Origin of the sequence: Streptomyces nigra (genome assembly GCF_003074055.1) — a bacterium.
In the GTDB taxonomy this organism is placed as follows: domain Bacteria; phylum Actinomycetota; class Actinomycetes; order Streptomycetales; family Streptomycetaceae; genus Streptomyces; species Streptomyces nigra.
The window spans coordinates 585,204-609,466 of record NZ_CP029043.1; the positions used below are offsets into that span (position 1 = coordinate 585,204).

The 24,263-nt window shown below is 72.8% G+C and carries 18 protein-coding genes; 8 read left to right on the forward strand and 10 right to left on the reverse strand.

Annotated features, from left to right (window positions below):
* Positions 1 to 157: 157 nt before the first annotated feature.
* A complete protein-coding gene (locus tag DC008_RS02735; RefSeq protein ID WP_108705532.1) occupies positions 158 to 1,804 on the forward strand; it encodes an acyl-CoA synthetase in 1,647 nt (548 codons plus the stop codon).
* Between the two features lie 128 nt (positions 1,805 to 1,932).
* Positions 1,933 to 3,744 carry an LTA synthase family protein gene (locus DC008_RS02740; RefSeq protein ID WP_108705533.1) on the forward strand — a complete coding sequence of 604 codons (1,812 nt, stop codon included), beginning with the start codon at positions 1,933 to 1,935 and terminating at the stop codon, positions 3,742 to 3,744.
* Here DC008_RS02740 and DC008_RS02745 read toward each other — a convergent pair.
* Complete coding sequence (locus DC008_RS02745; protein ID WP_108710536.1) at positions 3,695 to 4,582, reverse strand: alpha/beta fold hydrolase; 888 nt, start codon at positions 4,580 to 4,582, stop codon at positions 3,695 to 3,697. The two genes, DC008_RS02740 and DC008_RS02745, sit on opposite strands and share 50 nt — an antisense overlap.
* Before the next feature lie 195 nt (positions 4,583 to 4,777).
* Here DC008_RS02745 and paaK point away from each other — a divergent pair, with 195 nt between their 5' ends.
* Complete coding sequence (gene paaK / locus DC008_RS02750) at positions 4,778 to 6,076, forward strand: phenylacetate--CoA ligase PaaK (protein ID WP_108705534.1); 1,299 nt, start codon at positions 4,778 to 4,780, stop codon at positions 6,074 to 6,076.
* Here the strand turns inward: paaK and DC008_RS02755 are convergent, their stop codons facing one another.
* On the reverse strand, positions 6,077 to 7,576 hold the full coding sequence (locus DC008_RS02755; RefSeq protein WP_108705535.1) for an acyl-CoA synthetase: 1,500 nt from the start codon (positions 7,574 to 7,576) through the stop codon (positions 6,077 to 6,079).
* A 112-nt stretch (positions 7,577 to 7,688) separates the two neighbouring features.
* Between DC008_RS02755 and DC008_RS02760 the strand changes: the two genes are divergently transcribed.
* The gene (locus tag DC008_RS02760; protein WP_108705536.1) at positions 7,689 to 10,103 is read left to right on the forward strand and encodes a penicillin acylase family protein; all 2,415 of its coding nucleotides are present in this window, start codon (positions 7,689 to 7,691) and stop codon (positions 10,101 to 10,103) included.
* An 87-nt stretch (positions 10,104 to 10,190) separates the two neighbouring features.
* On the opposite strand, the gene DC008_RS02765 is transcribed toward DC008_RS02760, so the two are convergent.
* A complete protein-coding gene (locus DC008_RS02765) occupies positions 10,191 to 11,768 on the reverse strand; it encodes an acyl-CoA synthetase (RefSeq protein WP_108705537.1) in 1,578 nt (525 codons plus the stop codon).
* Positions 11,765 to 12,874: an NAD(P)H-dependent flavin oxidoreductase gene (locus DC008_RS02770; protein ID WP_108705538.1), complete on the reverse strand. Its 1,110-nt coding sequence runs from the start codon at positions 12,872 to 12,874 to the stop codon at positions 11,765 to 11,767. The genes DC008_RS02765 and DC008_RS02770 overlap by 4 nt, the downstream gene beginning before the upstream one ends.
* A 218-nt stretch (positions 12,875 to 13,092) precedes the next feature.
* Here DC008_RS02770 and DC008_RS02775 point away from each other — a divergent pair, with 218 nt between their 5' ends.
* On the forward strand, positions 13,093 to 14,808 hold the full coding sequence (locus DC008_RS02775; RefSeq protein ID WP_108705539.1) for a serine hydrolase domain-containing protein: 1,716 nt from the start codon (positions 13,093 to 13,095) through the stop codon (positions 14,806 to 14,808).
* Positions 14,809 to 14,815: 7 nt separating this feature from the next.
* On the opposite strand, the gene DC008_RS02780 is transcribed toward DC008_RS02775, so the two are convergent.
* The 5 genes from DC008_RS02780 to DC008_RS02800 all read right to left on the reverse strand — a co-directional run bounded on the left by DC008_RS02780 (position 14,816) and on the right by DC008_RS02800 (position 21,392).
* Positions 14,816 to 16,396 carry a phytoene desaturase family protein gene (locus DC008_RS02780; RefSeq protein ID WP_208645803.1) on the reverse strand — a complete coding sequence of 527 codons (1,581 nt, stop codon included), beginning with the start codon at positions 16,394 to 16,396 and terminating at the stop codon, positions 14,816 to 14,818.
* A gap of 207 nt (positions 16,397 to 16,603) precedes the next feature.
* Positions 16,604 to 18,808 carry a serine/threonine-protein kinase gene (locus tag DC008_RS02785; protein WP_108705541.1) on the reverse strand — a complete coding sequence of 735 codons (2,205 nt, stop codon included), beginning with the start codon at positions 18,806 to 18,808 and terminating at the stop codon, positions 16,604 to 16,606.
* A gap of 55 nt (positions 18,809 to 18,863) precedes the next feature.
* Positions 18,864 to 19,706: an oxygenase MpaB family protein gene (locus DC008_RS02790; protein WP_108705542.1), complete on the reverse strand. Its 843-nt coding sequence runs from the start codon at positions 19,704 to 19,706 to the stop codon at positions 18,864 to 18,866.
* 9 nt (positions 19,707 to 19,715) lie between these two features.
* Complete coding sequence (locus tag DC008_RS02795; protein ID WP_108705543.1) at positions 19,716 to 20,891, reverse strand: acyl-CoA dehydrogenase family protein; 1,176 nt, start codon at positions 20,889 to 20,891, stop codon at positions 19,716 to 19,718.
* A 117-nt stretch (positions 20,892 to 21,008) separates the two neighbouring features.
* Positions 21,009 to 21,392: a four-helix bundle copper-binding protein gene (locus DC008_RS02800; protein ID WP_108710537.1), complete on the reverse strand. Its 384-nt coding sequence runs from the start codon at positions 21,390 to 21,392 to the stop codon at positions 21,009 to 21,011.
* Positions 21,393 to 21,508: 116 nt separating this feature from the next.
* Here DC008_RS02800 and DC008_RS02805 point away from each other — a divergent pair, with 116 nt between their 5' ends.
* From DC008_RS02805 to ppk2, 3 genes are all read left to right on the forward strand, one after another.
* Positions 21,509 to 21,865, forward strand: coding sequence for a DUF6479 family protein (locus DC008_RS02805; RefSeq protein WP_108705544.1), 357 nt, complete (start codon positions 21,509 to 21,511; stop codon positions 21,863 to 21,865).
* 68 nt (positions 21,866 to 21,933) lie between these two features.
* Positions 21,934 to 22,287 carry a DUF8129 domain-containing protein gene (locus DC008_RS02810; protein WP_108705545.1) on the forward strand — a complete coding sequence of 118 codons (354 nt, stop codon included), beginning with the start codon at positions 21,934 to 21,936 and terminating at the stop codon, positions 22,285 to 22,287.
* Between the two features lie 146 nt (positions 22,288 to 22,433).
* Positions 22,434 to 23,237 carry a polyphosphate kinase 2 gene (gene ppk2 / locus DC008_RS02815; protein WP_108705546.1) on the forward strand — a complete coding sequence of 268 codons (804 nt, stop codon included), beginning with the start codon at positions 22,434 to 22,436 and terminating at the stop codon, positions 23,235 to 23,237.
* Positions 23,238 to 23,246: 9 nt separating this feature from the next.
* On the opposite strand, the gene DC008_RS02820 is transcribed toward ppk2, so the two are convergent.
* On the reverse strand, positions 23,247 to 24,137 hold the full coding sequence (locus tag DC008_RS02820; RefSeq protein WP_108705547.1) for a universal stress protein: 891 nt from the start codon (positions 24,135 to 24,137) through the stop codon (positions 23,247 to 23,249).
* Positions 24,138 to 24,263 lie beyond the last annotated feature (126 nt).

Sequence of the window (24,263 nt, forward strand, 5' to 3'; positions counted from 1 at the left end):
GAACGAGAACAGGTTGCAGGAGGCGACGGAGCAGTTCAAGGGTTTTCTGACAGGCAGTCAGATTCTTTTGCGCGAAGGGTTCCCAGTCGCGCCGCCCTTTGCTCTGATGACCGGCGAACCGTCACATGGCCAGACCCCGCCGAGGTCAGGAGGAACGGTGGAGTACAACCTTGCCGACCTGTTCGAGTCGGTCGTCGACGCGGTTCCCGGCCGTGAGGCGCTCGTGTACCTCGACCACCCCGGCTCGGGCGCGGAACGCCGCCTGACCTACGCACAGTTGGACGCGGCCGCCAACCGGATCGGCCATCACCTGATCGACAGCGGTGTCCGGCCCGGCGAGCATCTGGGGCTCCACCTCTACAACGGCGTCGAGTATCTGCAGACGGTGCTGGGCTGTCTCAAGGCCCGGGTCGTCCCGGTCAACGTCAACTACCGCTATGTGGAGGAGGAACTGGTCTATCTGTACCGGGACGCCGACCTGGCGGCCCTGGTCTTCGACGCCGAGTTCACCGGGCGGGTCGCGGCGGCGCTGCCCGGCGTCGACGGGCTGCGGCATCTGGTGCGGGTCGGCCGGGTCGATCCGGGCACCACCGGGGCGCCGGTCGTGCCGGCGGTGCCGTTCCGGGCCGCGGAGGCCGCCGGGTCGCCGGAGCGCGGGTTCCCGGCCCGGTCGGGCGACGACCAGTTCATCATCTACACGGGCGGCACCACCGGGATGCCCAAGGGCGTCATGTGGCGGCAGGAGGACCTGTTCTTCGCCGGGCTCGGCGGCGGCGCGCCGACCGGTGAGCCGGTGGGCAGGCCGGAGGAGCTGGCCGAGCGCGTGGCCGCCGGCGGCGACGGCATCACGTTCTTCCCGACGGCCCCGCTGATGCACGGGACGTCCACGCTGACGGCGTTCATCGGCTTCGGCTTCGGGCAGCGGGTGGTGATCCACCGCAGGTTCGTGCCGGAGGAGGTGCTGCACACCATCGAGCGGGAGCGGGTCACCAGCGTGTCCCTGGTCGGTGACGCGATGCTGCGGCCCCTGGTCGACGCGCTGAACGGGCCGCTGAAGGGCACGGACTGCTCGTCCCTGTTCAGTGTGTCGTCGTCCGGGGCGATCATGTCCGACACCGTGCGCCGGCAGTTCCAGGAACTGGTCCCCAACGCGCTGCTGCTGAACAACTTCGGCTCCTCCGAGTCCGGCTTCAACGGGACGGCGACGCCGGACTCCGGTCCCGAGCGCGGCTTCCGCATCCAGGTCAACTCCCGGACCCGGGTGGTCGACCCGGTGACCCGCGAACCGGTCGGCGCCGGCGAGGTGGGCCGGGTCGCGCAATGCGGCCACGTACCGCTCGGCTACTACAACGACCCGGTGAAATCGGCCGAGACGTTCTTCGAGAAGGACGGCGAACGCTGGGTGCTGCTGGGCGACATGGCCACGGTCGACGAGGAGGGCGTCGTCACCGTGCTGGGCCGGGGCTCGCAGTGCATCAACACCGGCGGCGAGAAGGTGTACCCGGAGGAGGTCGAGCAGGCGCTCAAGTCCCACCCGGACGTGTACGACGCCCTGGTCGCCGGGGTGCCGGACCCTCGGTGGGGCCATCATGTCGCGGCGGTGGTCCAGTTGCGGACGGGCGCGGCGGCGCCGACGCTGGCGGACATCCAGACGCACTGCCGCTCCCATCTCGCGGGGTACAAGATCCCGCGGCAACTCGTCGTCACGGAGTCGATCCGGCGCTCGCCGAGCGGCAAGGCGGACTACCGGTGGGCCCGTGACGTGGCGGCGTCCGCCGACCTGCGGGGACGGGGAAGGGCGTAGTCTTTGCCCGCGGTTGACCTGCGCGCCTGAACGATGGATGACGGCGGGCCGTACGCCATGGGAGGCGGCCCCGGCCCACGGGCCCGGTCCGCCGTACCAGCAGGGAAACCGCACGGAAGGACGTACGGGTGTCGCACCTCACGCCCCCTCGCCAGCTGCCGGACACGGACGCCGACGGGAGCCCGGACCCCGACGTGACGGCGGCGGACGAAGCGGAACAGGACCCGGAGCCCGGAGCACGGGAACCCGCCGCCCGTGACACGCGCCGCGGCTGGTTCGGCTGGCGCCGGCGTTTCCCGCGTACCGCGCGAGGGGTGTGGGTGGGTACGACCGTGCTGGCCGCCGTGCTGGTGTTCGTCGTGCTGCTCGTGCCCAACCGGCTCGACCAGATCACCGTCCAGTCGTTCCTCCGCCTCCCGGTCGAGGCCATCGTCCTCGCGGCCGTCCTGCCCGTCCTGCCGTCGCGGGCCCGGCGGATCACGGCCGCCGTCCTGGGCGTGTTCGTCGGTCTCACGGCGGTCCTGAAGTGCCTCGACATGGGTTTCCGGGAGACCCTGGCCCGGCCGTTCGACCTGGTCTTCGACTGGGTGCTGCTCGCCGACGCCGCGGACTTCCTGAAGGACTCGCTCGGCCGCACGGGCGAGGTGCTCGCGGTGATCGGGGTCATTGTCGCGACCGTGGCCGTACTCGTGCTGAGCGCGCTCGCGATGACGCGGCTGGCGAACGTGCTGGCCCGCCACCGCCCGCTGGCCCTGCGCACCGCCCTGGTCCTCGGCGTCGTGTGGATCCTCTGCTTCACCCTGGGAGTGCAGTCCGGCGGCGGCCTCACACTGGCCACCAAGGGCTACACCCAGTACCTGTCGAACCGGGTGCAGTACGTCCGCGACGGCCTCGGGGACGCCGAGGTGTTCGAGAAGCAGCTCGCCGTCGACGCCTACGCCAAGACCCCGTCCGACCAGCTGCTGACCGGGCTGCGCGGCAAGGACGTCATGTTCACCTTCATCGAGAGCTACGGCCGGGTCGCCATCGACGATCCGAAGATGGGCCCGAAGATCGACGCGACGCTCAGGGAGGGCGACGCCCGGCTGAAGGCCGCGGGCTTCTCCGCGCGCAGCGGCTGGCTCGAGTCGCCGGTGACGGGCGCCGGGAGCTGGCTCGCCCACTCCACGTTCCTGTCCGGGCTGTGGGTGAAGAACCAGCAGCGCTACCGGACCCTGACCACCAGCGACCGCCCCACCCTCACCAGCTACTTCCAGAAGACCGGCGCCTGGCGGACCGTCGGCATCGTCCCCGGCGTCCGCAAAGCCTGGCCCGAGGGCGAGTACTTCGGGCTCGACCACATCTACGACTCCGAGCACCTCGGGTACCAGGGCCCCTACTTCAGCTGGTCGCCGGTGCCTGACCAGTTCAGCCTGGAGGCGTTCCAGCGGCTGGAGCACGGCAAGAAGGACCGCGACCCGATCATGGCGGAGATCATCCTCGCCTCCAGCCACAACCCGTGGTCGCCGATCCCCCGCATGCTCGACTGGGACGAGCTCGGTGACGGCTCGGTGTTCGACGGGATCGAGAAGGAGGGCACCGACCCGACCCAGGTCTGGAAGAAGCCCGAGCGGGTGCGCACCGAGTACCGGCGCGCCATCGAGTACTCGGTGCAGAGCCTCACCGAGTGGGTCGAGCGCTACGGCACCGACGACACGGTGCTCGTCTTCCTCGGCGACCACCAGCCCGTCCCGACGGTCACGGGCGGGGACACCGACAAGGACGTACCGATCACGATCGTCGCCCGGGACCCGAAGGTCCTGGAGCGGATCGAGGGGTGGAACTGGACGCCCGGCCTCAAGCCCGCCGACGACGCCCCGGAGTGGGGCATGGACCGCTTCAGGGACCGTTTCATGACGGCGTACGGTCCGGACGGTCCGCAGGGTCCGAAGGGCCGGTGAGCGGACGGTCCAGGAAAGCCGTGATCCGCTGGACGAACCACTCCGGGTCGTCCAGCCACGGGTAGTGCCCGGCGCCGGGCTGGACGACCGGTTCGGCGTGCGGGAGGACGGCGGCGGACCGGCGGGCCAGGTCGGGGCACGGACCGCCGTCGACCTCGCCCGCGAGGACCAGGACCGGGGCGGTCAGCCGGGCCAGGGCCGCCCGGGTGGCCGCCGGGTCGAAGGCGCCCTCGGAGAAGTAGACGTCGGCCGCCTCGTCGTTGCACTCGGCGTCGGCGCGGGCGTCGTGCGCCCGGGCGGCTTCGTCCCAGCGGCCGTAGAAGAAGGGCACGATCGCGGGGTCGAAGTCGCCCTCGCCGCTCAGCCACCTCTCGAACAGCGGGAACGCCTCGGCGAACCAGGGCTCGGCCTCCCGCAACCGCGCCGCCGCCCGGCGCTCCTCCGCCGTGGCCGGCATCCCCAGCACCCACGGTGTCACGGTGACCAGCGCCAGCCGGGCCACCCTCTCGGGGTGCCGGGCCGCGTACAGCAGGGCGAGGCTGCCGCCCGCGGAGTGGCCGAGCACATCCATGCGGGGCAGCCCCAGGTGCTCCCGTACCCGTTCGACGTCGTCCACGAGGCGGTCGCAGCGGAAGGTGGCGGGGTCGGCGGGGGTCCCGGACGCGCCGGTGCCGCGCAGGTCCAGCAGGACGAGGCGCCGGTGGGCGGACAGCCCGCCGAGGTCGCCCAGGTAGGCGGAGGCGCGCATCGGTCCGCCCGGCAGGACGAGGAGCGGTTCGCCCTCTCCGCGCAGGTGGTAGGCGAGCTCGGTACCGTCGGCGGCGCGCAGGGTCGGCATGGGGTCGATCATGGTCGCGGCGCGCCCCGGCCCGCAAGGTGATTCCAGGCGTCCCTCCCGTCGGCCCGTTCTCACATGGAGAAAAATCCGCTCGACCCCCTTGCCTGATCACGCACCGCCTGAATTACTGATCCCGGAAGACCCAGACCGAATGATCGGTCGCCCGGATTGGCACGGTTGGCGGGAGATCTCCCTATGACGGAAGTGACGGACCTGCTGGACGCGGGGGAACGCCTCGACCTGGAGGGGCTGCGGGCGCTCCAGCTGGAACGGCTGCGGACCTCGCTGCGGCACGCGTACGACAACGTGCCGTTCTACCGGGAGTCCTTCGACAAGGCCGGGATCCGGCCCGAGGACTGCGCATCGCTGGCCGACCTGGCCCGGTTCCCGTTCACGACCAAGGCCGACCTGCGGGAGAACTACCCGTACGGGATGTTCGCGGTCCCCCAGGACCGTATCCGCCGTCTCCACGCCTCCAGCGGCACCACCGGGCGCCCCACGGTCGTCGGCTACACCGACGGCGATCTCTCCCTGTGGGCGGACATGGTGGCCCGGTCGATCCGGGCGGCGGGCGGCCGGCCCGGCGACAAGGTGCATGTGGCGTACGGCTACGGGCTGTTCACCGGCGGGCTCGGCGCGCACTACGGGGCCGAGCGGCTCGGCTGCACGGTCATCCCCGCGTCCGGCGGTATGACCGCACGCCAGGTGCAGCTGATCCAGGACCTCAAGCCCGAGATCATCATGGTGACGCCGTCGTACATGCTGACCCTGCTCGACGAGTTCGAGCGGCAGGGCGTCGATCCGCGCGGGACCTCGCTGCGCGTCGGCATCTTCGGGGCCGAGCCGTGGACCGAGCAGATGCGGCGCGAGATCGAGGAGCGCTTCGCGATCGACGCGGTCGACATATACGGGCTGTCCGAGGTCATCGGCCCGGGGGTGGCGCAGGAGTGCGTGGAGACCAAGGACGGGCTCCATGTGTGGGAGGACCACTTCTTCCCCGAGATCGTCGACCCGCTCACCGGTGAGCCGGTGCCCGACGGCGAGGAGGGCGAGCTGGTCTTCACCTCGCTCACCAAGGAGGCCATGCCGATCATCCGGTACCGCACCCGGGATCTGACCCGGCTCCTGCCGGGCACGGCACGGGTGTTCCGGCGGATGGAGAAGATCACCGGGCGCAGCGACGACATGGTCATCCTGCGGGGCGTCAATCTGTTCCCGACGCAGGTCGAGGAGATCGTGCTGCGCACGCCTGGCGTGGCGCCCCACTTCCAGCTGCGGCTGAGCCGGGAGGGCCGGATGGACGCGCTGACCGTGCGCGCCGAGGCCCGTCCGGACGCGTCGCCGCAGGCCCGGGACGCCGCCGCGCGGTCGATCGCGGCGGCCGTGAAGGACGGCATCGGGGTGTCGGTCACCGTGGAGATCGTCGAGCCGGAGTCACTGGAGCGCTCGGTCGGCAAGATCCGCCGCATCGTCGATCTGCGCCCCAAGCAGTGACTAGGACCGCGCGAACCGGTCGCGCAGTTCGCGCTTGAGGATCTTGCCGCTGGCGTTGCGCGGGAGCCCGTCCACGAACACGACCCGCTTCGGGGCCTTGAAGTGGGCGAGCTTCTCGCGCGCGTGCTCGATCAGCTCCGCCTCGGTGACCTCGCCGCGCGGGACGACGACCGCGGTGACCGCCTCGATCCACCGGTCGTCCGGCAGTCCGATCACGGCGACCTCGGCGACGCCCTCATGGGTGTAGAGGGCGTCCTCGACCTGCCGTGAGGCGACCAGGACGCCTCCGGAGTTGATGACGTCCTTCACCCGGTCGACGATCGTGAAGTAGCCGTGCGCGTCGCGCACCGCGAGGTCGCCGGAGCGGAACCAGCCGTCCCGGAAGGCCGCGGCGGTCTCCTCGGGCTTGTCCCAGTAGCCCTCGCACAGCTGCGGGGAGCGGTACACGATCTCGCCGGGCGTGCCGTCGGGGACGTCCTTGCCGTCCTCGTCGACCACACGCGCGTCCACGAACAGCACGGGCCTGCCGCAGGAGTCCATCCGGCCCTTGTGCTCGTCCGGGGCGAGGACGGTGGCGAGCGGGCCGATCTCGCTCTGCCCGAAGCAGTTGTAGAAGCCGAGCTTCGGGAGTCGTTCGCGCAGCCGCTCCAGGACGGGCACCGGCATGATCGAGGCGCCGTAGTACGCCTTGCGCAGCCCGCTCAGATCGCGGTCGGCGAAGTCGGGACGGCCCGCGAGGGCGATCCACACCGTGGGCGGGGCGAACAGGCTGTCCACCCGGCCGGCCTCGATCAGGTCCAGGAGCCGGTCGCCGTCCGGGGCGTCGAGGATGATGTTGGTGGCGCCGACGGCGAGGTAGGGCAGCAGGAAGACGTGCATCTGCGCCGAGTGGTACAGCGGCAGGGAGTGCACGGGCCGGTCGCCCGCGCTGAGGTCGAGCGCGGTGATGGCGCTCAGATACTCGTGGACGAGCGCGCGGTGCGTCATCATCGCGCCCTTGGGCAGGGCCGTCGTCCCGGACGTGTAGAGGAGCTGGACAAGATCCTCGGTGCGCGGCTCGGGACCGTCGTGGGGTTCCGCGTCGGTGAGCCGGGCGAGGAGGGAGTCGTCGGCGTCCCGCAGGGCCAGCGACCGGGTGCCCTCGGGCAGCCGGCCGGCCAGATCGGGGTCGGCGAGGACCAGCGCGCTGCCGGACTGCCGTACGAGGTAGGCGAGGTCGTCGCCGGTCAGGTTCTGGTTGACCGGGACGTGGACGAGGCCCGCGCGGGCGCAGGCGAGGAAGCCGATCAGATAGGCGTCCGAGTTGTGGCCGTAGGCGCCGACCCGGTCGCCGGGTTCGAGACCCTGGCCGATCAGGACGGTCGCCGCGCGTGAGACGGCGTCGTCGAGTTCGGCGTACGTCCATGAGCGGTCGCCGTACTCCACGGCGGTGCGTGCCGGAGTGCGGCGGGCGCTGCGCCGCAGCACCCCGTCAACCGTGCTGCCCTGTCCCTGCGTCATGACTCATGATCCTCGGTGCGCCGCCGGGGCAGGTCAAGCATCCGGGGGGTCAACCGCACCGACCAGTAGGTACGCTCAACCGCTCCTTCCCTCAACGACGTCGGGAGGCACGATGCGCACCACCCGCCTGAGACGACTGGCCGCCGCGGCCACCGTCCTGTTCACCGCCACCGCGGCCCTGCCGGCCGCCGCGGCCGATCGGCCGGACCGTCACGACCGTCCTTCGCACGGCAGGCTGTCGGCCGAGATCCGCTACACCGAGTACGGCATCCCCCATATCGTCGCCGAGGACTACAAGTCGCTTGGCTTCGGCACCGGTTGGGCGCAGGCCGCCGACCAGGTGTGCGTCCTCGCCGACGGCTTCCTGACCGTGCGCGGCGAGCGCTCCCGGTTCCTCGGGCCGGACGCGGCGACCGACTTCTCGCTGTCGTCCGCGCGGACGAACCTCTCCAGCGATCTGTACTTCCGCGGTGTACGGCAGTCGCGGACCGTCGAGAAGCTGCTCGCACGGCCCGCGCCGCTCGGGCCGAGCCGCCAGGTCTCGGATCTGCTGCGCGGTTTCGCCTCCGGGTACAACGCGTGGCTGAAGCAGAACCGCGTCACCGACCCGGCCTGCGAGGGGGACGACTGGGTGCGGCCCGTGACGACGCTGGACGTGGCCGCGCGCTTCTACGCGTTCGCGGTGCTCGGCGGCCAGGGCGGATCCGTGGACGACATCACGGCCGCGCAGCCCCCGACCGGTTCCGCCGCCCGCTCCGGGAGCACCGCACCCGACGCGGACGCGGTGATCCGGGCCGTACGGCAGCGGACCGCCGACGCCGCGATGGGGTCGAACGCGGTGGCGTTCCGGGGCGACACCACGGCGAACGGCCGCGGTCTGCTGCTGGGCAACCCGCACTACCCGTGGCAGGGCGGCCGCCGCTTCTGGCAGGCGCAGCAGACGATTCCCGGTGAACTGAACGTCGCGGGTGGGTCGTTGCTCGGCTCGCCGACGATCTCCATCGGGTACAACGCCCATGTGGCGTGGAGCCACACCGTGTCGACCGGTGTCCCGTTCAATCTGCACCAGCTGACGCTGGATCCGGCCGACCCGACCGTCTATCTCGTGGACGGCCGGCGGGAACGGATGAAGAAGCGGACCGTGACGGTCGCGGTCAAGGGCGGTGCCCCGGTGACCCGCACCCAGTGGTGGACCCGGTACGGGCCCGTCGTCGCCGACCCGGGCGGCAACCCGCCGCTGCCCTGGACGGCGACCACGGCGTTCGCGCTGCACGACCCGAACGCCGCGAACATGCGGTTCGCCGACACCTCGCTCGGCTTCAGCAAGGCCCGCAGCACGGCCGACGTGCTGAAGTCGCTGTCCCGGCACCAGGGTCTGCCGTGGGTGAACACCATCGCCGCCGACTCCTCGGGGCACTCGCTGTTCAGCCAGTCGCAGGTGCTGCCCCGGATCACCGACGACCTGGCGGCGCGCTGCTCCACGCCGCTGGGCAAGGCCACGTATCCGGCGGCGGGCCTCGCCGTCCTCGACGGTTCGCGCGGTGACTGCGCGCTCGGCCGGGATGCCGACGCCGTGCAGCCGGGGACGTTCGGGCCGGCGCGCATGCCGACACTGAAGGACGCGCCGTACGTGGAGAACTCCAACGACAGCGCCTGGCTCACCAACGCCGACCGGCCGCTGACCGGGTACGAGCGGATCTTCGGCACGGTCGGCACCCAGCGTTCGCCGCGCACGCGCGGTGCCGTCGAGGACGTTGCGGCGATGGCGCGCGAGGGCTCGCTGACCGTACGGGACCTGGAGCGGCAGCAGTTCGCGAACCGGGTGCCCGTCGCCGATCTGGCGGCGGACGACGTGGCGACGGCGTGCGCCGGGCTGCCGGGCGGGACGACGACGGGCAGCGACGGCAAGGCGGTCGACGTGTCGGCGGCCTGCCGGGTGCTCGCGGCGTGGGACCGCACCATGGACACCGGCAGCCGTGGGGCCCTGCTGTTCGACCGGTTCTGGCGGAAGTTCAACGCGTCGGTTCCGGCGGCCGAGCGGTGGAAGGTGCCGTTCTCGGCGGCGGACCCGGTGCGCACCCCGAACACTCTCAACACCGGCGCGCCCGGGTTCGCGAGGGCGCTCGCGGACGCGGTGGCCGAGCTGAGGGCGGCGGGCATCGCGCTGGACTCCCGGCTGGGCGAGCACCAGTTCGTCGTACGGAACGGGCAGCGCATCGCCGTTCCGGGCGGCACCGAGCAGCTCGGGGTGTGGAACAAGGTGGAGCCGGTGTGGAATGCCGCGCAGGGCGGCTACCCGGAGGTGACGACCGGCTCCAGCCACATCCAGGCGGTCGGCTGGGACGGCAGCCGCTGCCCGGTGGCGCGGACGCTGCTGACGTACGCGCAGTCCTCCAACTCGAGGTCGCCGCACTTCAGCGACCAGACCCGGCTGTTCTCGGGTGAGAAGTGGGTGACGGCGCGGTTCTGCGAGAAGGACGTCCTGGCGTCGCCCGCGCTGCGGATCGTGCGGGTGCGCGAGCGCTGAGCGGTCACGGCCCCGCCGCGCATCCTCGACGGGCGCGGGGCGGGGCCGTGCCGTCTTGGACGGGCCTCTCACACGGGTATGGGCCACTTACATGGGCCGGGTCCGGCCCTGCCAGTACGGGTCGCGCAACCGCCGTTTGTACAGCTTGCCGTTGGGGTCCCGCGGCATCTCGGGGACGAAGTCGACGCTGCGGGGCCGCTTGTAGCCGGCGAGCCGTTCGGCGCAGTGGGCGAGGACGGCGTCCGCGAGGGCGGGGCCGGGTTCGTGGCCGGGGGCCGGCTCGACGACGGCCTTGACCTCCTCGCCCCAGTCGTCGTGCGGGATGCCGAAGGCGGCGGCGTCGGCGACCGCGGGATGCGAGAGCAGCACGGACTCGATCTCGGCGGGGTAGATGTTGACCCCGCCCGAGATGATCATGTCGATCTTGCGGTCGCGGAGGAAGAGATAGCCCTCCTCGTCGAGGTAGCCGAGGTCTCCGACGGTGAAGAGGTCGCCGACGCGGTTGGCGCGCGTCTTGGCCTCGTCCTTGTGGTAGCTGAAGCCGCCGGTGTCCATCCGCAGGTAGACGGTGCCTAGTTCGCCGGGCGGGAGCCGGTCGCCCTCGTCGTCGAGGACGGCGACCTCGCTGATCGGCCAGGCCCTGCCGACCGTTCCGGGTTTCTTCAGCCAGTCCTCGGCGGTCGCGAACGTCCCGCCGCCCTCGCTGGCGGCGTAGTACTCCTCGACGCACGGCCCCCACCAGTCGAGCATCGCCCGTTTGACGTGCTCGGGGCAGGGCGCGGCGCCGTGCAGGGCGTGCCGCATGGAGGAGACGTCGTAGCGGGCCCGGGTCTCCTCGGGCAGGGCGAGCAGCCGGTGGAACTGGGTCGGCACCATATGGGTGTGGGTGCAGCGGTGGGTGTCGATGGCGCGGAGCATGTCCTCCGGGGTCCACTTGTCCATCAGCACCAGCCGGTGGCCGATGTGCAGGGACGCGCCCGCGAACTGGAGCACCGCGGTGTGGTAGAGCGGCGAGCACACGAGGTGGACGTCGTCGAAGGACGGCCGGATGCCGAAGATGCCGAGGAAGCCGCCCAGATAGGCCTCCTCGGGGGCCTTGCCGGACAGCGGGCGGCGGATGCCGCGGGGTCGGCCGGTGGTGCCGGAGGTGTAGTTCATGACCCAGCCGAGGGTGCGGTCGGCGGGCGGCGACTCCGGTTGCCCGTCGAGGAGTTCGCGGTACGGCCGGAGGCCCTCGGCGGTGCCGACGGAGTAGCGGTGGGCCGGTGGGAGGCCCGCCTCGTCGGCGGCCTGGCGTGCGGCGGCCGCGTAGCGCTCGTGTGCGATGAGCACCTTGGCGCCGGAGTCGGCGACGATCCAGGCGATCTCGGGGCCGACGAGATGGTGGTTGACGGGCACGAGGTAGAAGCCGGCCTGCCCGGCCGCCAGATAGGCGGTGAGGAATTCGACGGAGTTGGGGAGGACGACGGCGAAGGCGTCGCCGCGTTCCAGTCCGGCGGCCCGCAGGCCGTGCACGAGGCGGTTGGCGTCGGCGTGCAGCCGGCCGGCGGCCCACCGCTCGCCGTCGGGGGTGACGAGGACGGTGCGGTCGGGTGCGGCGGTGGCCTGGGCCCAGAAGCCGACGGGTGCCGTGTTCCCGGCGGGTGCGGTGGAGGCACTGGTCATCGGTCGCTCCTTCCGGCGATGCGGTTGATGCGGTCGACGGCCCGTTCGAAGCCGCGGGTGAGGTCGTCGAAGACCTCCTGGACGCTGCGTTCGGCGGTCATCCGGCCGACGATCTGCCCGACCGGGGTGCCGAGGAGCGGTTCCACCTCGTACCGCTGGATGCGGGAGACGGCCTCGGCGACGAGGAGTCCCTGGAGGGGCATGGGCAGCGGGCCGGGGCTGTCCGCGCCGTCCCAGGCGTCGGTCCACTCGGTGCGCAGCTGACGGGCGGGTTTACCGGTGAGGGCGCGGGAGCGGACCGTGTCGGAGGACGTGGCCGCGAGGAGCTTGCGGGTGAGGGCGGGCGAGTGCAGATCCGCCTCGGTGGTGGTGAGCCACATAGAGCCCAGCCACACACCCTGTGCGCCGAGACTGAGCGCGGCGCACACCTGCTCTCCGCTGCCGATGCCTCCGGCCGCGAGGACGGGCAGCGGGTGGACCTCGGCCACGACCTCCGGGGTGAGCACCATGGAGGCGATCTCTCCGGTGTGGCCGCCCGCCTCGTAGCCCTGTGCGACGACGATGTCGATGCCGGCGTCCTTGTGCTTGCGGGCGTGGCGGGCGCTGCCCGCGAGGGCGGCGACGAGCACGCCCCGGTCGTGGGCGCGGGCGACGATGTCCGGGGGCGGGGAGCCGAGGGCGTTGGCGAGCAGCCGGATGGGGTGGTCGAAGGCGACGTCGAGCTGGGCGCGGGCGACCTGTTCCATCCAGCCGGTGATGCGCCAGCCTGCGGCCTCCCCGGCGGGCAGGTCGGGCACCCCGTACTTGGCGAGGGTGTCCTGCACGAACTGCCGGTGCCCGGGCGGGATCATCGCCTCGACGTCGGCCTCGCTGACGCCCTCGACCTTCCGTGCGGGCATCACGACGTCGAGGCCGTAGGGCAGCCCGCCGACGTGGGCGTCGATCCAGTCGAGGTCGTGGGCGAGGTCGTCCGGGGCCGTGTAGCGGACCGCGCCGAGCACCCCGAAGCCGCCGGCCCGGCTGATGGCCGCGGCGACGGCGGGGAACGGCGTGAAGCCGAAGACGGCGTGCTCGACTCCCAGGGTGGTGCTCAGCTCCGTCTGCATGGGCGCAGGATGCCGCAGTCACCCGGACGACGGAAGACCTTTTCTGACACATCGTCAGATCATTGTTCCGGGCCGCACCGTTGACAGGACCCACTCCTGACAGGAAAGTTTCACCCGGCACGACGATCACGAAAGATACTTTCAGCCGGAACGGTGGGAGGACCTCGGTGACGGACGACAAAGCGGGCCTGACGCGACGTCAACTCGGCAGGGGGGTCATGGCCCTGGGCGGCGCCCTCGCGCTCGCCCCTCTCCCGGCGGTGCCCGCGGCCGCGGCGACCGGCCAGGCCGGCACCCTGCGGCACGGCTCCGCGGAGCGCGCCGGCCTTCTCTCCTCCGCGCTGCGCCGGCTCGTCACCGACGCCGAGACGTTCCTCGGCCCGTCGCCGCAGCACCCCTGGTACGCGGGCGCGGTCCTGCTGGCCGGGCGCGGCGACACCGTCGCCCTGCACGAGCCCATCGGCATGGCGGTGCGCTACCAGGACTACGACGACAAGACCGACACGGGCGTGGAGTTCCCCGCCGACCAGCTGATACCGATGGCCGAGGACACCGTCTTCGACCTGGCCTCGGTCTCCAAGCTGTTCACCTCGATCCTCGCCGTCCAGCAGATCGAGCGCGGCGAGCTCGGCCTGGAGGCGACGGTCGCGTCCCACCTCCCGGAGTTCGGGCGGGCCGGCAAGCAGGACATCACGATCCGTCAGCTCCTCACCCACACCTCGGGGTTCCGGGCCTGGATCCCGCTCTACGGCGCGCCCACCCACGAGGGGAAGCTCCAGCTCATCTGGGACGAGGCGCCGCTCAACGCGCCGGGCAGCACGTATCTGTACTCCGACCTCAACCTGATCTCCCTCCAGCTCGTCCTGGAGAAGATCACCGGCCGCACCCTCGACACCCTGCTCCACGACGAGATCACCGGCCCGCTCGGCATGCGCCACACCCGCTACAACCCGCCCGCCTCCTGGAAGCCGCGCATCGCGGCCACCGAGGTCGCCCGCAGACCGTGGTCCGGCCTGGACCGGGGACTGGTGTGGGGCGAGGTGCACGACGAGAACGCCTTCAGCCTCGGCGGCGTCGCGGGCCATGCCGGGGTGTTCTCCACCGCCTGGGACCTCGCGATCCTCGGCCGGACCCTGCTCAACGGCGGCTCCTACGGCCGGGCACGCGTCCTGGAGCCGGACTCGGTGGAGCTGATGTTCACGGACTTCAACACCGCGTTCCCCGGCGACGAGCACGGCCTCGGCTTCGAGCTCTACCAGCACTGGTACATGGGCGCCATGGCCACCCCGCGCACGGCCGGTCACACCGGGTTCACCGGTACCTCGCTGGTCCTCGACCCGACGACGGACTCCTTCCTCGTCGTGCTCGGCAACTCCGTGCATCCTGTGCGCAGTTGGCGGTCCGGGTCGGCGCCCCGGGTGGCCGCGGCGAACAACATGGCGCGCGCGGTCCCGGTGCGCCCGGCCCACGGACGCACCGCCTGGTTCTCGGGGATGGCCGGCGCGACGACCGCCACGCTCGCGCTGCCCGCCCTCGACACCTCGCGCGGCGGCGCCCGGCTGCGCTGCGCGGTGTGGTGGGACACCGAGCCGGCGGCGGACGTCCTCGCGCTGGAGGCGTCCACGGACGAGGGCGCCACCTGGGAGCCGCTGCCCTTCACGACCACGCGCAAGGGCGACGGGGCCGAGGAGCACCCGGCCGGCACCGTCTCCGGCTGGTCCGGCCGGGCCTGGCACCGGCTGACCGCGCCGCTGCCCGCCGACCCGGCCCTGCGGGTGCGCTGGCGCTACACCACCGACCGGCTCTATGTGGGCCGGGGCGCGTACGTCGACGGGCTGCGGGTCGAGAGGTCGCACCGGGTGCTGTACGACGAGTCCCGCCCGGCCGACGCCGCACGGCTGACGGCCACCGGCTGGACGGCGTCCGCGGACTGACGGGCCGTCACGACCCGTCGCCGGCCTCCAGCACGGCCATCGCCGCGTTGTGCCCCGGCACACCGCTCACCCCTCCCCCGCGCACGGCACCCGCCCCGCACAGCAGGACGTTCGCGTGGCGGGTCTCCACGCCCCAGCGGCCGGTGGACTCGCCGGCGTACGGCCAGGACAGCTCCCGGTGGAAGATGTTCCCGCCGGGCAGGCGCAGGTCGCGTTCGAGGTCGAGAGGCGTCTTCGCCTCGATGCAGGGGCGCCCGTCCGCGTCGGTCGCCAGGCAGTCGGCGAGCGGTTCGGCGAGATGGGCGTCCAGCTGGGCCAGCGTCGACGCCAGCAGGTCCTCGCGGACCGCGTCGTTGTCCTTCTCGAACAGCCGCGCGGGGGTGTGGAGGCCGAACAGGGTGAGCGTCTGGTAGCCCTTCTCGACGAGGTCGGGTCCGAGGATCGTCGGATCGGTCAGGGAGTGACAGTAGATCTCGGACGGCGGCGCGGCGGGAAGCTCCCCGGCGGCGGCCTGGGCGTGGGCCGCGGCCAGTTGCTCGTAGCCCTCGGCGATGTGGAAGGTGCCGGCGAACGCCTCACGGGGGTCGACGGAGGTGTCGCGCAGCCGGGGCAGCCGCTTCAGCAGCATGTTCACCTTCAGCTGGGCGCCCTCGGCGGGCTCCGGGGCCGGGTCCCCGGTGAGGGCGGCCAGCTCCTGCGGGGAGGCGTTCACCAGGACGTGGCGGGCGGCGGCGACGCCCTCGCCGTCCGCCGTGCGGTAGGTGACCTCGGCGGTACGGCCGTCGGTGTCGATGCGCACGGCCTCGTGTCCGGTGACCAGGACGGCGCCGGCCGCGCGGGCCGCCTCGGCGAGGGCGTCGGTGAGCGCGCCCATGCCGCCGACGGGGACGTCCCAGTCGCCGGTGCCGCCGCCGATCACGTGATAGAGGAAGCAGCGGTTCTGCCGCAGGGAGGGGTCGTGGGCGTCGGCGAACGTGCCGATCAGGGCGTCCGTGAGGACCACGCCCCGCACCAGGTCGTCCTGGAAGCGCTCCTCGACGGCGACACCGACCGGCTCCTCGAACAGGGCCCGCCAGGCGTCGTCGTCGGCCACACGCCGGCGCAGCTCGTCCCGGCTCGGCAGGGGTTCGGTGAGGGTCGGGAACACCCGCCGGGCGACCTCGCCGGTCATGCCGTAGAAGCGCTGCCACGCCTCGTACTCGCGCTCGCCGCCGGTCAGCCGGGCGAACGCCTCCCGGGTGCGCTCCGGCCCGCCGCCGACCAGCAGCCCGGTCGGCCGCCCGTCCCGTTCCACCGGCGTGTACGAGGAGACGTCCCGCTTGCGGACCTGGAAGCTCAGCCCCAGATCGCGGACGATCTTGTCAGGCAGCAGGCTGACCAGGTACGAGTAGCGCGAGAGCCGGGCGTCGACCCCGGCGAAGGGGCGCGTGGACACGGCCGCCCCGCCCGTGTGGTCCAGCCGCTCCAGCACCAGCACGGACCGGCCGGCCCGGGCCAGATAGGCGGCGGCGACCAGGCCGTTGTGACCTCCGCCGACGATGACGGCGTCGTACGTACGGTGTCCGGGGCGTGCGTCGTGTACGGGCATGGTCCTTGGTAACACGGGGTGATCCACTGGGGCCAGGGCCAGGGTCTTTCGGTTGGATCAGGCCGGATCAGGGAGCGGGGTCCGGTGCCGTGCATCGCAAGGCGGAGGAGGGCGCCATGGCAACCGACGACAACGCGGCGAGGTGCGGCCCCGGACCCCGCGAGCCCGGCCTGATCCAAATGAGAGGCCCTAGGGGGTGCGCCCGGGTCAGCGGCCCTCGGACACGCTCTGGCGCCGCAGCAGCGCCACCCGGCGGTACAGCTCCGCCGCCTCCGCGACATGCCCGAGCTGTTCCAGGCAGTGGGCCTCGTCGGTGCGGCTGGCGAGGGTGTCGGGGTGGTCCGCGCCCAGGACCCGTTCGCGGGCGTCGGCCACCCGACGGTACTCGGACAGGGCGTCCGGCCAGCGGCCCAGCCAGCCCAGGCCGACGGCGACCTCGCGGCGGCTGACCAGTGTGTCGGGGGGATCCGCGCCGAGGACGCGCTCGCGGATCGCGCACACGTCGCGGGCCTCGGCGAGCGCCTCCTCCCAGCGGCCCAGCCGGCCGAGGTTGACGCCGAGGCCGTGGCGGGCCCGCAGGGCCTCCGGGTGGGCGGGGCCGTGCACCCGGGTGCGGTCGTCGACGAGGGCGCGGTAGAGCTGGAGCGCCTCCGCGCTGCGGCCGAGGCGGCCGAGGCTGATGCCGACCTCGTAGCGGGCGGCGAGGGTGTCGGGGTGGTCGGGGCCGAGGGCGTGTGCGCGGGCGTCGGCGACCTCGCGGTAGGTCTCCAGAGCCTCCTCCCAGCGCCCCAGCTGGCCCAGCGCGTACGCCACCTCGTAGCGGGTGACCAGGGTGTCGGGGTGGTGCGGGCCGAGGACGCGGGCACGGGCGGCGGCCACCTCCCCGGCCATGCGGTGGGAGTCCTCGGGGCGGCCGAGTCTGCTGAGGTTGAAGGCGAGGTTGTGGCGGCAGCGCAGGGTGTCGGGGTGGTCGGCGCCCATCGCGCGCTCCCGGTCGGCCAGCACCGAGGTGTAGACCTGGTGCGCGTCGAGGTGCCGGCCCAACTGGCCGAGGACGTAGGCCATCTCCTGGCGTGCGGCGAGCGTCTCGGGGTGGTCGGGGCCGAGCGCGAGGCTGCGGGCGCGGGCGACGTGCTTGTACTCGCGCAGCGCGTCGGCGGCGCGGCCGGTACGGCTGAGGGTGAAGGCGAGTTCGTAGCGGCTGGCGAGGGTGTCGGGGTGGTCGGGGCCGAGGAGGCGTTCGCGTTCGGCGGCCACCGTCCGGTGCACCTCGCGGGCCTCCGTCCAGCGGCCCATGCGGCCGAGGCTGAGCCCGGCGTGGTGCCGTCCGGCCAGCGCGGTGAGCGCGGCGACCGCGGGGGCGGTGCCGGAAGGCCGGGGGATCCATTCGCCGGTGAGTCCGGCCGCGGCGTCGGGGGGTGTGGTGCGCAGGCCGGCGCCGGTGGCCTTGTGGCCGGTGGTCATGCCCCGGGTCCAGGACGGCAGGCGCGGGGATCGGCCTGCGGGCCGCGCGGGTCCGGTCCCGGGCCGCTCGGTCACCACGGTGGGCACGTACTCCGGGGTCGTCCGGCCGAGGCCGATCCGGCGGACCAGTTCACGGCCGTCGTGCGGGCGTTCCTCCGGGCGCTTGGCGAGCAGGTCCAGGATGACCTTCTCCAGGTATCCGGGGAGGTCGGCGCGGTGGCTGCGCGGGGGCCGGGGCGGGGTGTCCCGGTGCCCGACGAGGACCGCCCAGGGGTCGTCGAGGTCGAACGGCGGGACGCCGGTGGCGATCTCGTACAGGACGCAGCCCAGGGAGTACAGGTCGCTGCGCCGGTCGACCTCCTCGCCGCCGATCTGCTCCGGCGACATGTAATGGGGGGTGCCCATGGCGACCCCCGTGCCGGTGAGCCGGGAGGTGAACCCGATGTCGTGGGCGAGGCGCGCTATGCCGAAGTCGCAGATCTTCACGGTGCCGTCGGCGAGCCGCATGATGTTCGCCGGCTTCAGATCGCGGTGCACGATGCCCTGCTGATGGGTGTAGGCGAGGGCGGCGGCGACCTGCTCGGCGATGTCGACGACGTCCGCGACGGGCAGCGGGTGGTGCCGGTTGTCCTCCAGGAGCTGGCTGAGGTTGCGGCCCTCCAGCAGCTCCATCACGAGGAACAGCAGCCCGTCGGACTCGCCGAAGTCGTGGACGACCGTCACCCCGCGGTGCTGGAGCGCGGCCGCCACCCGGGCCTCGCGGCGGAACCGCTCGCGCAGGACCCGCATGAACGACGTGTCGTGGTGCGGCCCCAGCGGCTTGAGGCACTTGACGGCGACCTGCCGGCCCAGCGACTCGTCGCGGGCCCGCCACACCTCCCCCATACCGCCCCGCCCGATCGGATCGAGCAGCCGGTACCGCCCCTGGATCAGCCTGCTTTCCCCCATCTGCCGCGCTCGCCCCCCGTGTGGTCCGCCCTCCCGGCTCGTCCAGTATGGCGAGCTATCGTCCGAGTTTGTACGGCGCCGGGCGGGCACCGGGACCGAGGCGGTCCATGGCACGCAGGATGTGTTTGGGCGGCAGTTGCCAGCGCAGACGTGCGGGAACACAGCGCAGCGCGGTGCCGGTGGCACGCAACCGCCGGGTGACGACGGCGGGTTGCGGGACCGGTCTTCCGTACAGTTCGTGGGCGTACGGCGGCAGAGCGGCGTACGCCAGCCGGGACACGCGCCGCCACAGCACCTCGCGCGCCGGGACGAGGAGGGGGTGCGTCGGCGGACGGAGCAGGAAGTCCTCCACGACGCGTGCCTCGCGCCCGCAGGACAGCTCGGGCCGCACCCGCTCGAAGTACGCCGCCATCTCCTTCCGGTCGCCGGGTACGGCGTCGGGGTCGAGGCCCACCAGGCGGGCGCTGACCCGGTGTTCGGCGATGTAGCGGTCGGCCTGGCCGTCGGTGAGCGGGAACCCGGAGCGGCGTGCGACCTGGAGGTAGGAGTCGATCTCGGCGCAGTGCACCCACAGCAGCAGCGCGGGTTCGTCGACGCCGTACCGCTCGCCGGTGTCGGGGTCGGTGGCGCCCAGCATGCGGTGGATCTTCCGGACCCGGGCGCCCGCCTTCTCGGCGGCTTCCGTGGTGCCGTAGGTGATGGTGCCGACGAAGTCGGCGGTGCGCAGCAGCCGGCCCCAGGCGTCCCGGCGGAAGTCGGAGTTCTGCAGGACGCCGCGCAGGGCGCGCGGGTGCAGTGCCTGCAGGTAGAGGGCGCGGATCCCGGCGACCCACATCATGGGGTCGCCGTGCATCTGCCAGGTGACCGAGTGCGGCGTGAAGAGCCCTGGATCGCCCATACCGGCAGGCTACCGGCGCACCCGCGGCATCCCCAGCCCGATCCAGGCGATGATCTCGCGCTGGATCTCGTTGTTGCCGCCGCCGAAAGTGAAGATGACCGCCGAGCGGTAGCCGCGTTCCAGTTCGCCCTTCAGGACGGCGCCCGCCGAGCCCTCCTTCAGGGCGCCGGGCGCGGCGACGACCTCCATCAGCCAGGCGTAGGCGTCTCGGCGGGCCTCGGAGCCGTAGACCTTGACGGCGGAGGCGTCCTGCGGGGTGAGGCTGCCGTCCTCGACGGCGCTGACCATCTTCCAGTTCAGCAGCCTGAGGGCGTCGAGCCGGGTGTGGGTCTGGGCGAGGCGGCGGCGCACCCAGGGCAGGTCGATCACCCGGCGGCCGTCGGCGAGCTTGGTCTCCATGGCCCAGCGCTGGACGTCGTGCAGCGCGCGGACGGCCATGGTGCCGTGGGCGGCGAGGGTGACGCGCTCGTGGTTGAGCTGGTTGGTGATCAGGCGCCAGCCCTGGTTCTCCTCGCCGACGCGGCGGGAGACGGGGACGCGGATGTTCTCGTAGTGGCTGGCCGTGGTGTCGTGGGAGGCGAGGGTGTGGATGAGGGTGCAGGAGTAGCCGGGGTCGGTGGTCGGCACCAGGAGCATGGTGATGCCCTTGTGCGGCGGGGCGTCCGGGTCGGTGCGCACCGCGAGCCACACCCAGTCGGCGGTGTCGCCGTTGGTGGTCCAGATCTTCTGCCCGTTCACGACGTAGTGGTCGCCGTCGCGGACCGCGCGGGTGCGTAACGCGGCGAGGTCGGTGCCGGCCTCGGGTTCGCTGTAGCCGATGGCGAAGTCGATGTCGCCGGAGAGGATCCTCGGCAGGAAGTACGCCTTCTGCTCGTCGGTGCCGTACCGCATGATCGTGGGTCCGACGGTGTTGAGCGCCATCAGCGGCAGGGGGACGCCGGCCTGGGCGGCCTCGTCGAAGAAGACGAACTGCTCGAGGGCGGTCAGTCCGCGTCCGCCGTACTCCTCGGGCCAGCCGACGCCGAGCCGGCCGTCCGCGCCGAGCCGCCGGATCGTGGCGCGGTAGTGCCGTTTCTGGGCGGCGTGGTCGCCGGGCGGGATCGGGGTGTCCGGCACCAACGTGGCGAAGTAGGCGCGCAGTTCGCTGCGCAGCCGCTGCTGCTCGGGCGTGTATGCGAGGTGCACGGCGCCTCCAGGCTCCCAGGGCTGGTCCTGTCGGCGCACACCGTAGAACGTGTTCCAGAAATTGGGAATGGCGGGGAGGGTCCGCGATCCGCGGGGGCGGGATCGGCGGGGCCGATGTCAGGCGAGCAGCGTCATGAAGTCGGTGCAGGCCCGGGCACACGCGCGGCAGGCCCGCGCGGTCTCCTCCGCCTCCGGGTGCCGTTCGAACACCTGCGCGCTCTCCAGACAGACCGTCCGGGTCCACTCCAGCTGCATCCGCAGCGTGTCCTCGGCGTCCTTGTCGAAGTGGCCCTGGTCGGACAGCATCCGGCAGGTCGCGTCGCAGACCTCGGCGCACAGGATGCCCTTGCGGCGCAGCAGTTCGTGGTCCTCGGCCCCGTCCGGGTCGACGAGGCTGGCACGCAGCGCGCACGCCCGGGCGCACTCCGTGCAGGCCTGGGCACAGGTGAAGCGGTCCTCCAGGAACCGGACGAGTTCTTGCTGCGATGCCGTCGATGTCACGTGGGCCGGGTAGCCCCGGCCGCCCGGCGTCAAACCCGCGCCCGCGGCCGGCGCCGGCGGGTTCACCCGGGAGTCGCCGGCGGGTTCACCCGGGAGTCCGGGGGTACCCGCCGGCCATGAACATCGCATCGACGGACATCGCCGCAGAAGGTGCCCTGGGTATCGGACTGGCCGTGGTCGGCCTGGTCCTCGTGGCGCTGCTGATCGGCGCCTTCGCCCTGGGTGTGCGCTCCAAGCGCAGGGAGCCGCCCCGTCCGCGCCCCGAGGAGCAGCCGAGGCTGCCCGCGGAAGGCGCGGTCCACGAGATCCGCGAGCACCGTGAGCCCGACGAGGTGCCCCGCGGCGACGAGCGGCTGAGCCCGCACGAGATGCCCGGTGGCGGCAACGTCTCCTCCCGCGACAGCTCGCTCGAGGGGCGGCGCCGCTGGGACGAGGGCCGCAGCGGTTCGTTCGGCAGCGGCGGCTCGGGCTGACGCCCGTCCCGTCCGCGCCGGGCGCGCACCTGTCAGTCGACGCAGTCGTCCACAGGGAAGTGAGCACCATGTCCGACCGTTCCCACGACGCACTGCCGTTGCCCGACTACGACCATCTGCCGCTCGGCGGTCTGCGGAGCCGGGTGCGGTCGCTGACCGCCGGTGAGGTGGAGGAGCTGCTCGCCTACGAGCACTCCCACGGCGACCGCCTCCCGGTGACGGAACTGCTGGACGCCCGGCTCGACCAGCTGCACTCCGGCGCCGAGCCGACCTCGGGCGATCCGGGCGCCCTGCGGCCCGAGAGCGGCGGGCGCCGCGCCGGCTCCCCGGTGTCGCCCGCGACGTCGCCGCAGCCCTTCGGCCCGCCGCCGCACGGCACCCCGGACCAGCGGGGCCGCCCGAAGGGCGACCGCACCTCGTGACGAACCGTCGCACGGCGCGGATCCCGGGAGTGCCCGGGGTCCGCGCCGTCGTCGTGCACCGCGCCGGCCGCCTCCGGCGTGCGCCCGGCGGGCCCGCTCAGTACGGTGCAGTTCCGGTGTCCGGGATCGGGTAGTGGGGAGACGCCATGTCCGGCGACAAGACGGGGAAGCTGCCGCGCAAGACGTACGAGAAGGAGCTGCTGCGGCTGCAGACGGAGCTGGTGAAGCTCCAGGAGTGGGTGCGCGCGGAGGGGGCCCGGCTGGTCGTGGTCTTCGAGGGCCGGGACGCCGCGGGCAAGGGGGGCACGATCAAACGCGTCACGGAGCATCTCAATCCCCGGGTGGCCCGGATCGCGGCCCTGCCCCGGCCGACCGAGCGCCAGCGCACCCAGTGGTACTTCCAGCGGTACATCGAGCATCTGCCGGCCGCCGGCGAGATCGTGCTGTTCGACCGCAGCTGGTACAACCGTGCGGGCGTCGAGCACGTCATGGGGTTCTGCACCGAGGAGGAGTACGAGCTGTTCCTGCGGCAGTGCCCGCTGTTCGAGCGGATGCTGGTGGAGGACGGGATCCTGCTGCGCAAGTACTGGTTCTCGGTGAGCGACGAGGAGCAGCAGGAGCGGTTCCGGCGGCGTCTTCAGGACCCGCTGCGCCGCTGGAAGCTGTCCCCCATGGACCTGGAGTCGATCACCCGCTGGGAGGGCTACTCGCGGGCCAAGGACGAGATGATGGTCCACACCGACATCACCGAGGCCCCCTGGTACGTCGTCGAGAGCGACGACAAGCGCCGGGCGCGCGTGAACATGATCGCCCACCTGCTGGACTCCCTGCCCTACGACGAGGTCCCACCGCCGGTCATCGAACTGCCAGAGCGGCCGGAGTCGACCGGCTACCAGCGCCCGCCCCGCGAGCTGCGCACCTACGTCCCGGACCACGCGGCCCGTCTCTGAACCCCGGCGTCACACGGGGCGGGCGCGGACGACGGCCACCGGGCACGGCGCGTGGTGCAGGACGGCCTGGCTGACCGAGCCCAGGAGCAGACCGGCGAACCCGCCCCGGCCGCGGGCGCCGACCACGAGGAGCCCGGCGTCCGCGCCGGCCTCGATCAGGGTGTGCCGGACCCTGCCGCGCACCAGCCGGCGCTCGACGGGCACGTCCGGGTACCGGTCGCCGAGCCCGCCGAGGGCCTCGGCGAGCACCCGCTCCTCCTCGTCGTGCAGCCGCCCCTCGTCGTACGTGACGAACGGCGGGTCGGCCGGTGAGGCGTAGGCGCGCTCGGTCCGGGTGCTCCACACGTGCACTGCCACCAGGGGCCTGCCGTGCCAAGAGGCCTGCGCGAAGGCGAACTCGACGGCGCCCCGGGCGGCGGGCGAGCCGTCGACGGCGAGCAGGACCGGCCCTGACGGATGCGGATCGTCGCGCATGACCAGGACCGGGCAGGAGGCGTGCGCGGCGAGGTGCCCGGTCGTGGACCCCACCCGCAGGGCGCCGAAGCGGCCCTGGCCCCGGCTGCCGAGGACGAGCAGGGACGCGGTGCGCGACTCGATCTCCAGCACCTCCACGGGGTCGCCGACGACGACCTCGTGCTCCACGGGGGCACCGGGGGCGATGGCACGGGCCCGCTGTTCGGCCTCGCCGAGCGTGCCGTCGATGAGCTGGGGCACCCCGGCCGCCGAGGAGGGCTCCCAGAGGCGGCCGCCGACCGGTATGCGTGCGGGCGGCCGGCCGAACGCGTGCACCACGCGCAGGCCCACCCCGTGCGCGCGGGCCTCGCGGGCGGCGGCCTCCACCGCCGCGAGGCTCGACGGCGAGCCGTCCACGCCCACCACTACCGGGCCGGCACCGTCCATCGTGTTCCCCTTTCCGGCGGAAGGCCGCGAGACCGCGGCACCGGCCGCACGCGCTCCGGGCCACTCCCCCGCCCTTCCAGGGTCGCCCCGCGGCGGGTGTCCCGCACGGCCCGGCCCCGCGGCGGC

Coding starts and splice junctions, on each gene's coding strand:
- DC008_RS02745 (WP_108710536.1), bottom strand. CDS start 4,582: ATGCCGACCCTGCGCGCCGCCGACGGTACCGAGCTCGCCTACCACCTG.
- paaK (WP_108705534.1), top strand. CDS start 4,778: ATGACGGAAGTGACGGACCTGCTGGACGCGGGGGAACGCCTCGACCTG.
- DC008_RS02755 (WP_108705535.1), bottom strand. CDS start 7,576: ATGACGCAGGGACAGGGCAGCACGGTTGACGGGGTGCTGCGGCGCAGC.
- DC008_RS02760 (WP_108705536.1), top strand. CDS start 7,689: ATGCGCACCACCCGCCTGAGACGACTGGCCGCCGCGGCCACCGTCCTG.
- DC008_RS02765 (WP_108705537.1), bottom strand. CDS start 11,768: ATGACCAGTGCCTCCACCGCACCCGCCGGGAACACGGCACCCGTCGGC.
- DC008_RS02770 (WP_108705538.1), bottom strand. CDS start 12,874: ATGCAGACGGAGCTGAGCACCACCCTGGGAGTCGAGCACGCCGTCTTC.
- DC008_RS02775 (WP_108705539.1), top strand. CDS start 13,093: ATGGCCCTGGGCGGCGCCCTCGCGCTCGCCCCTCTCCCGGCGGTGCCC.
- DC008_RS02780 (WP_208645803.1), bottom strand. CDS start 16,396: ATGCCCGTACACGACGCACGCCCCGGACACCGTACGTACGACGCCGTC.
- DC008_RS02785 (WP_108705541.1), bottom strand. CDS start 18,808: ATGGGGGAAAGCAGGCTGATCCAGGGGCGGTACCGGCTGCTCGATCCG.
- DC008_RS02790 (WP_108705542.1), bottom strand. CDS start 19,706: ATGGGCGATCCAGGGCTCTTCACGCCGCACTCGGTCACCTGGCAGATG.
- DC008_RS02805 (WP_108705544.1), top strand. CDS start 21,509: ATGAACATCGCATCGACGGACATCGCCGCAGAAGGTGCCCTGGGTATC.
- DC008_RS02810 (WP_108705545.1), top strand. CDS start 21,934: ATGTCCGACCGTTCCCACGACGCACTGCCGTTGCCCGACTACGACCAT.
- ppk2 (WP_108705546.1), top strand. CDS start 22,434: ATGTCCGGCGACAAGACGGGGAAGCTGCCGCGCAAGACGTACGAGAAG.
- DC008_RS02820 (WP_108705547.1), bottom strand. CDS start 24,137: ATGGACGGTGCCGGCCCGGTAGTGGTGGGCGTGGACGGCTCGCCGTCG.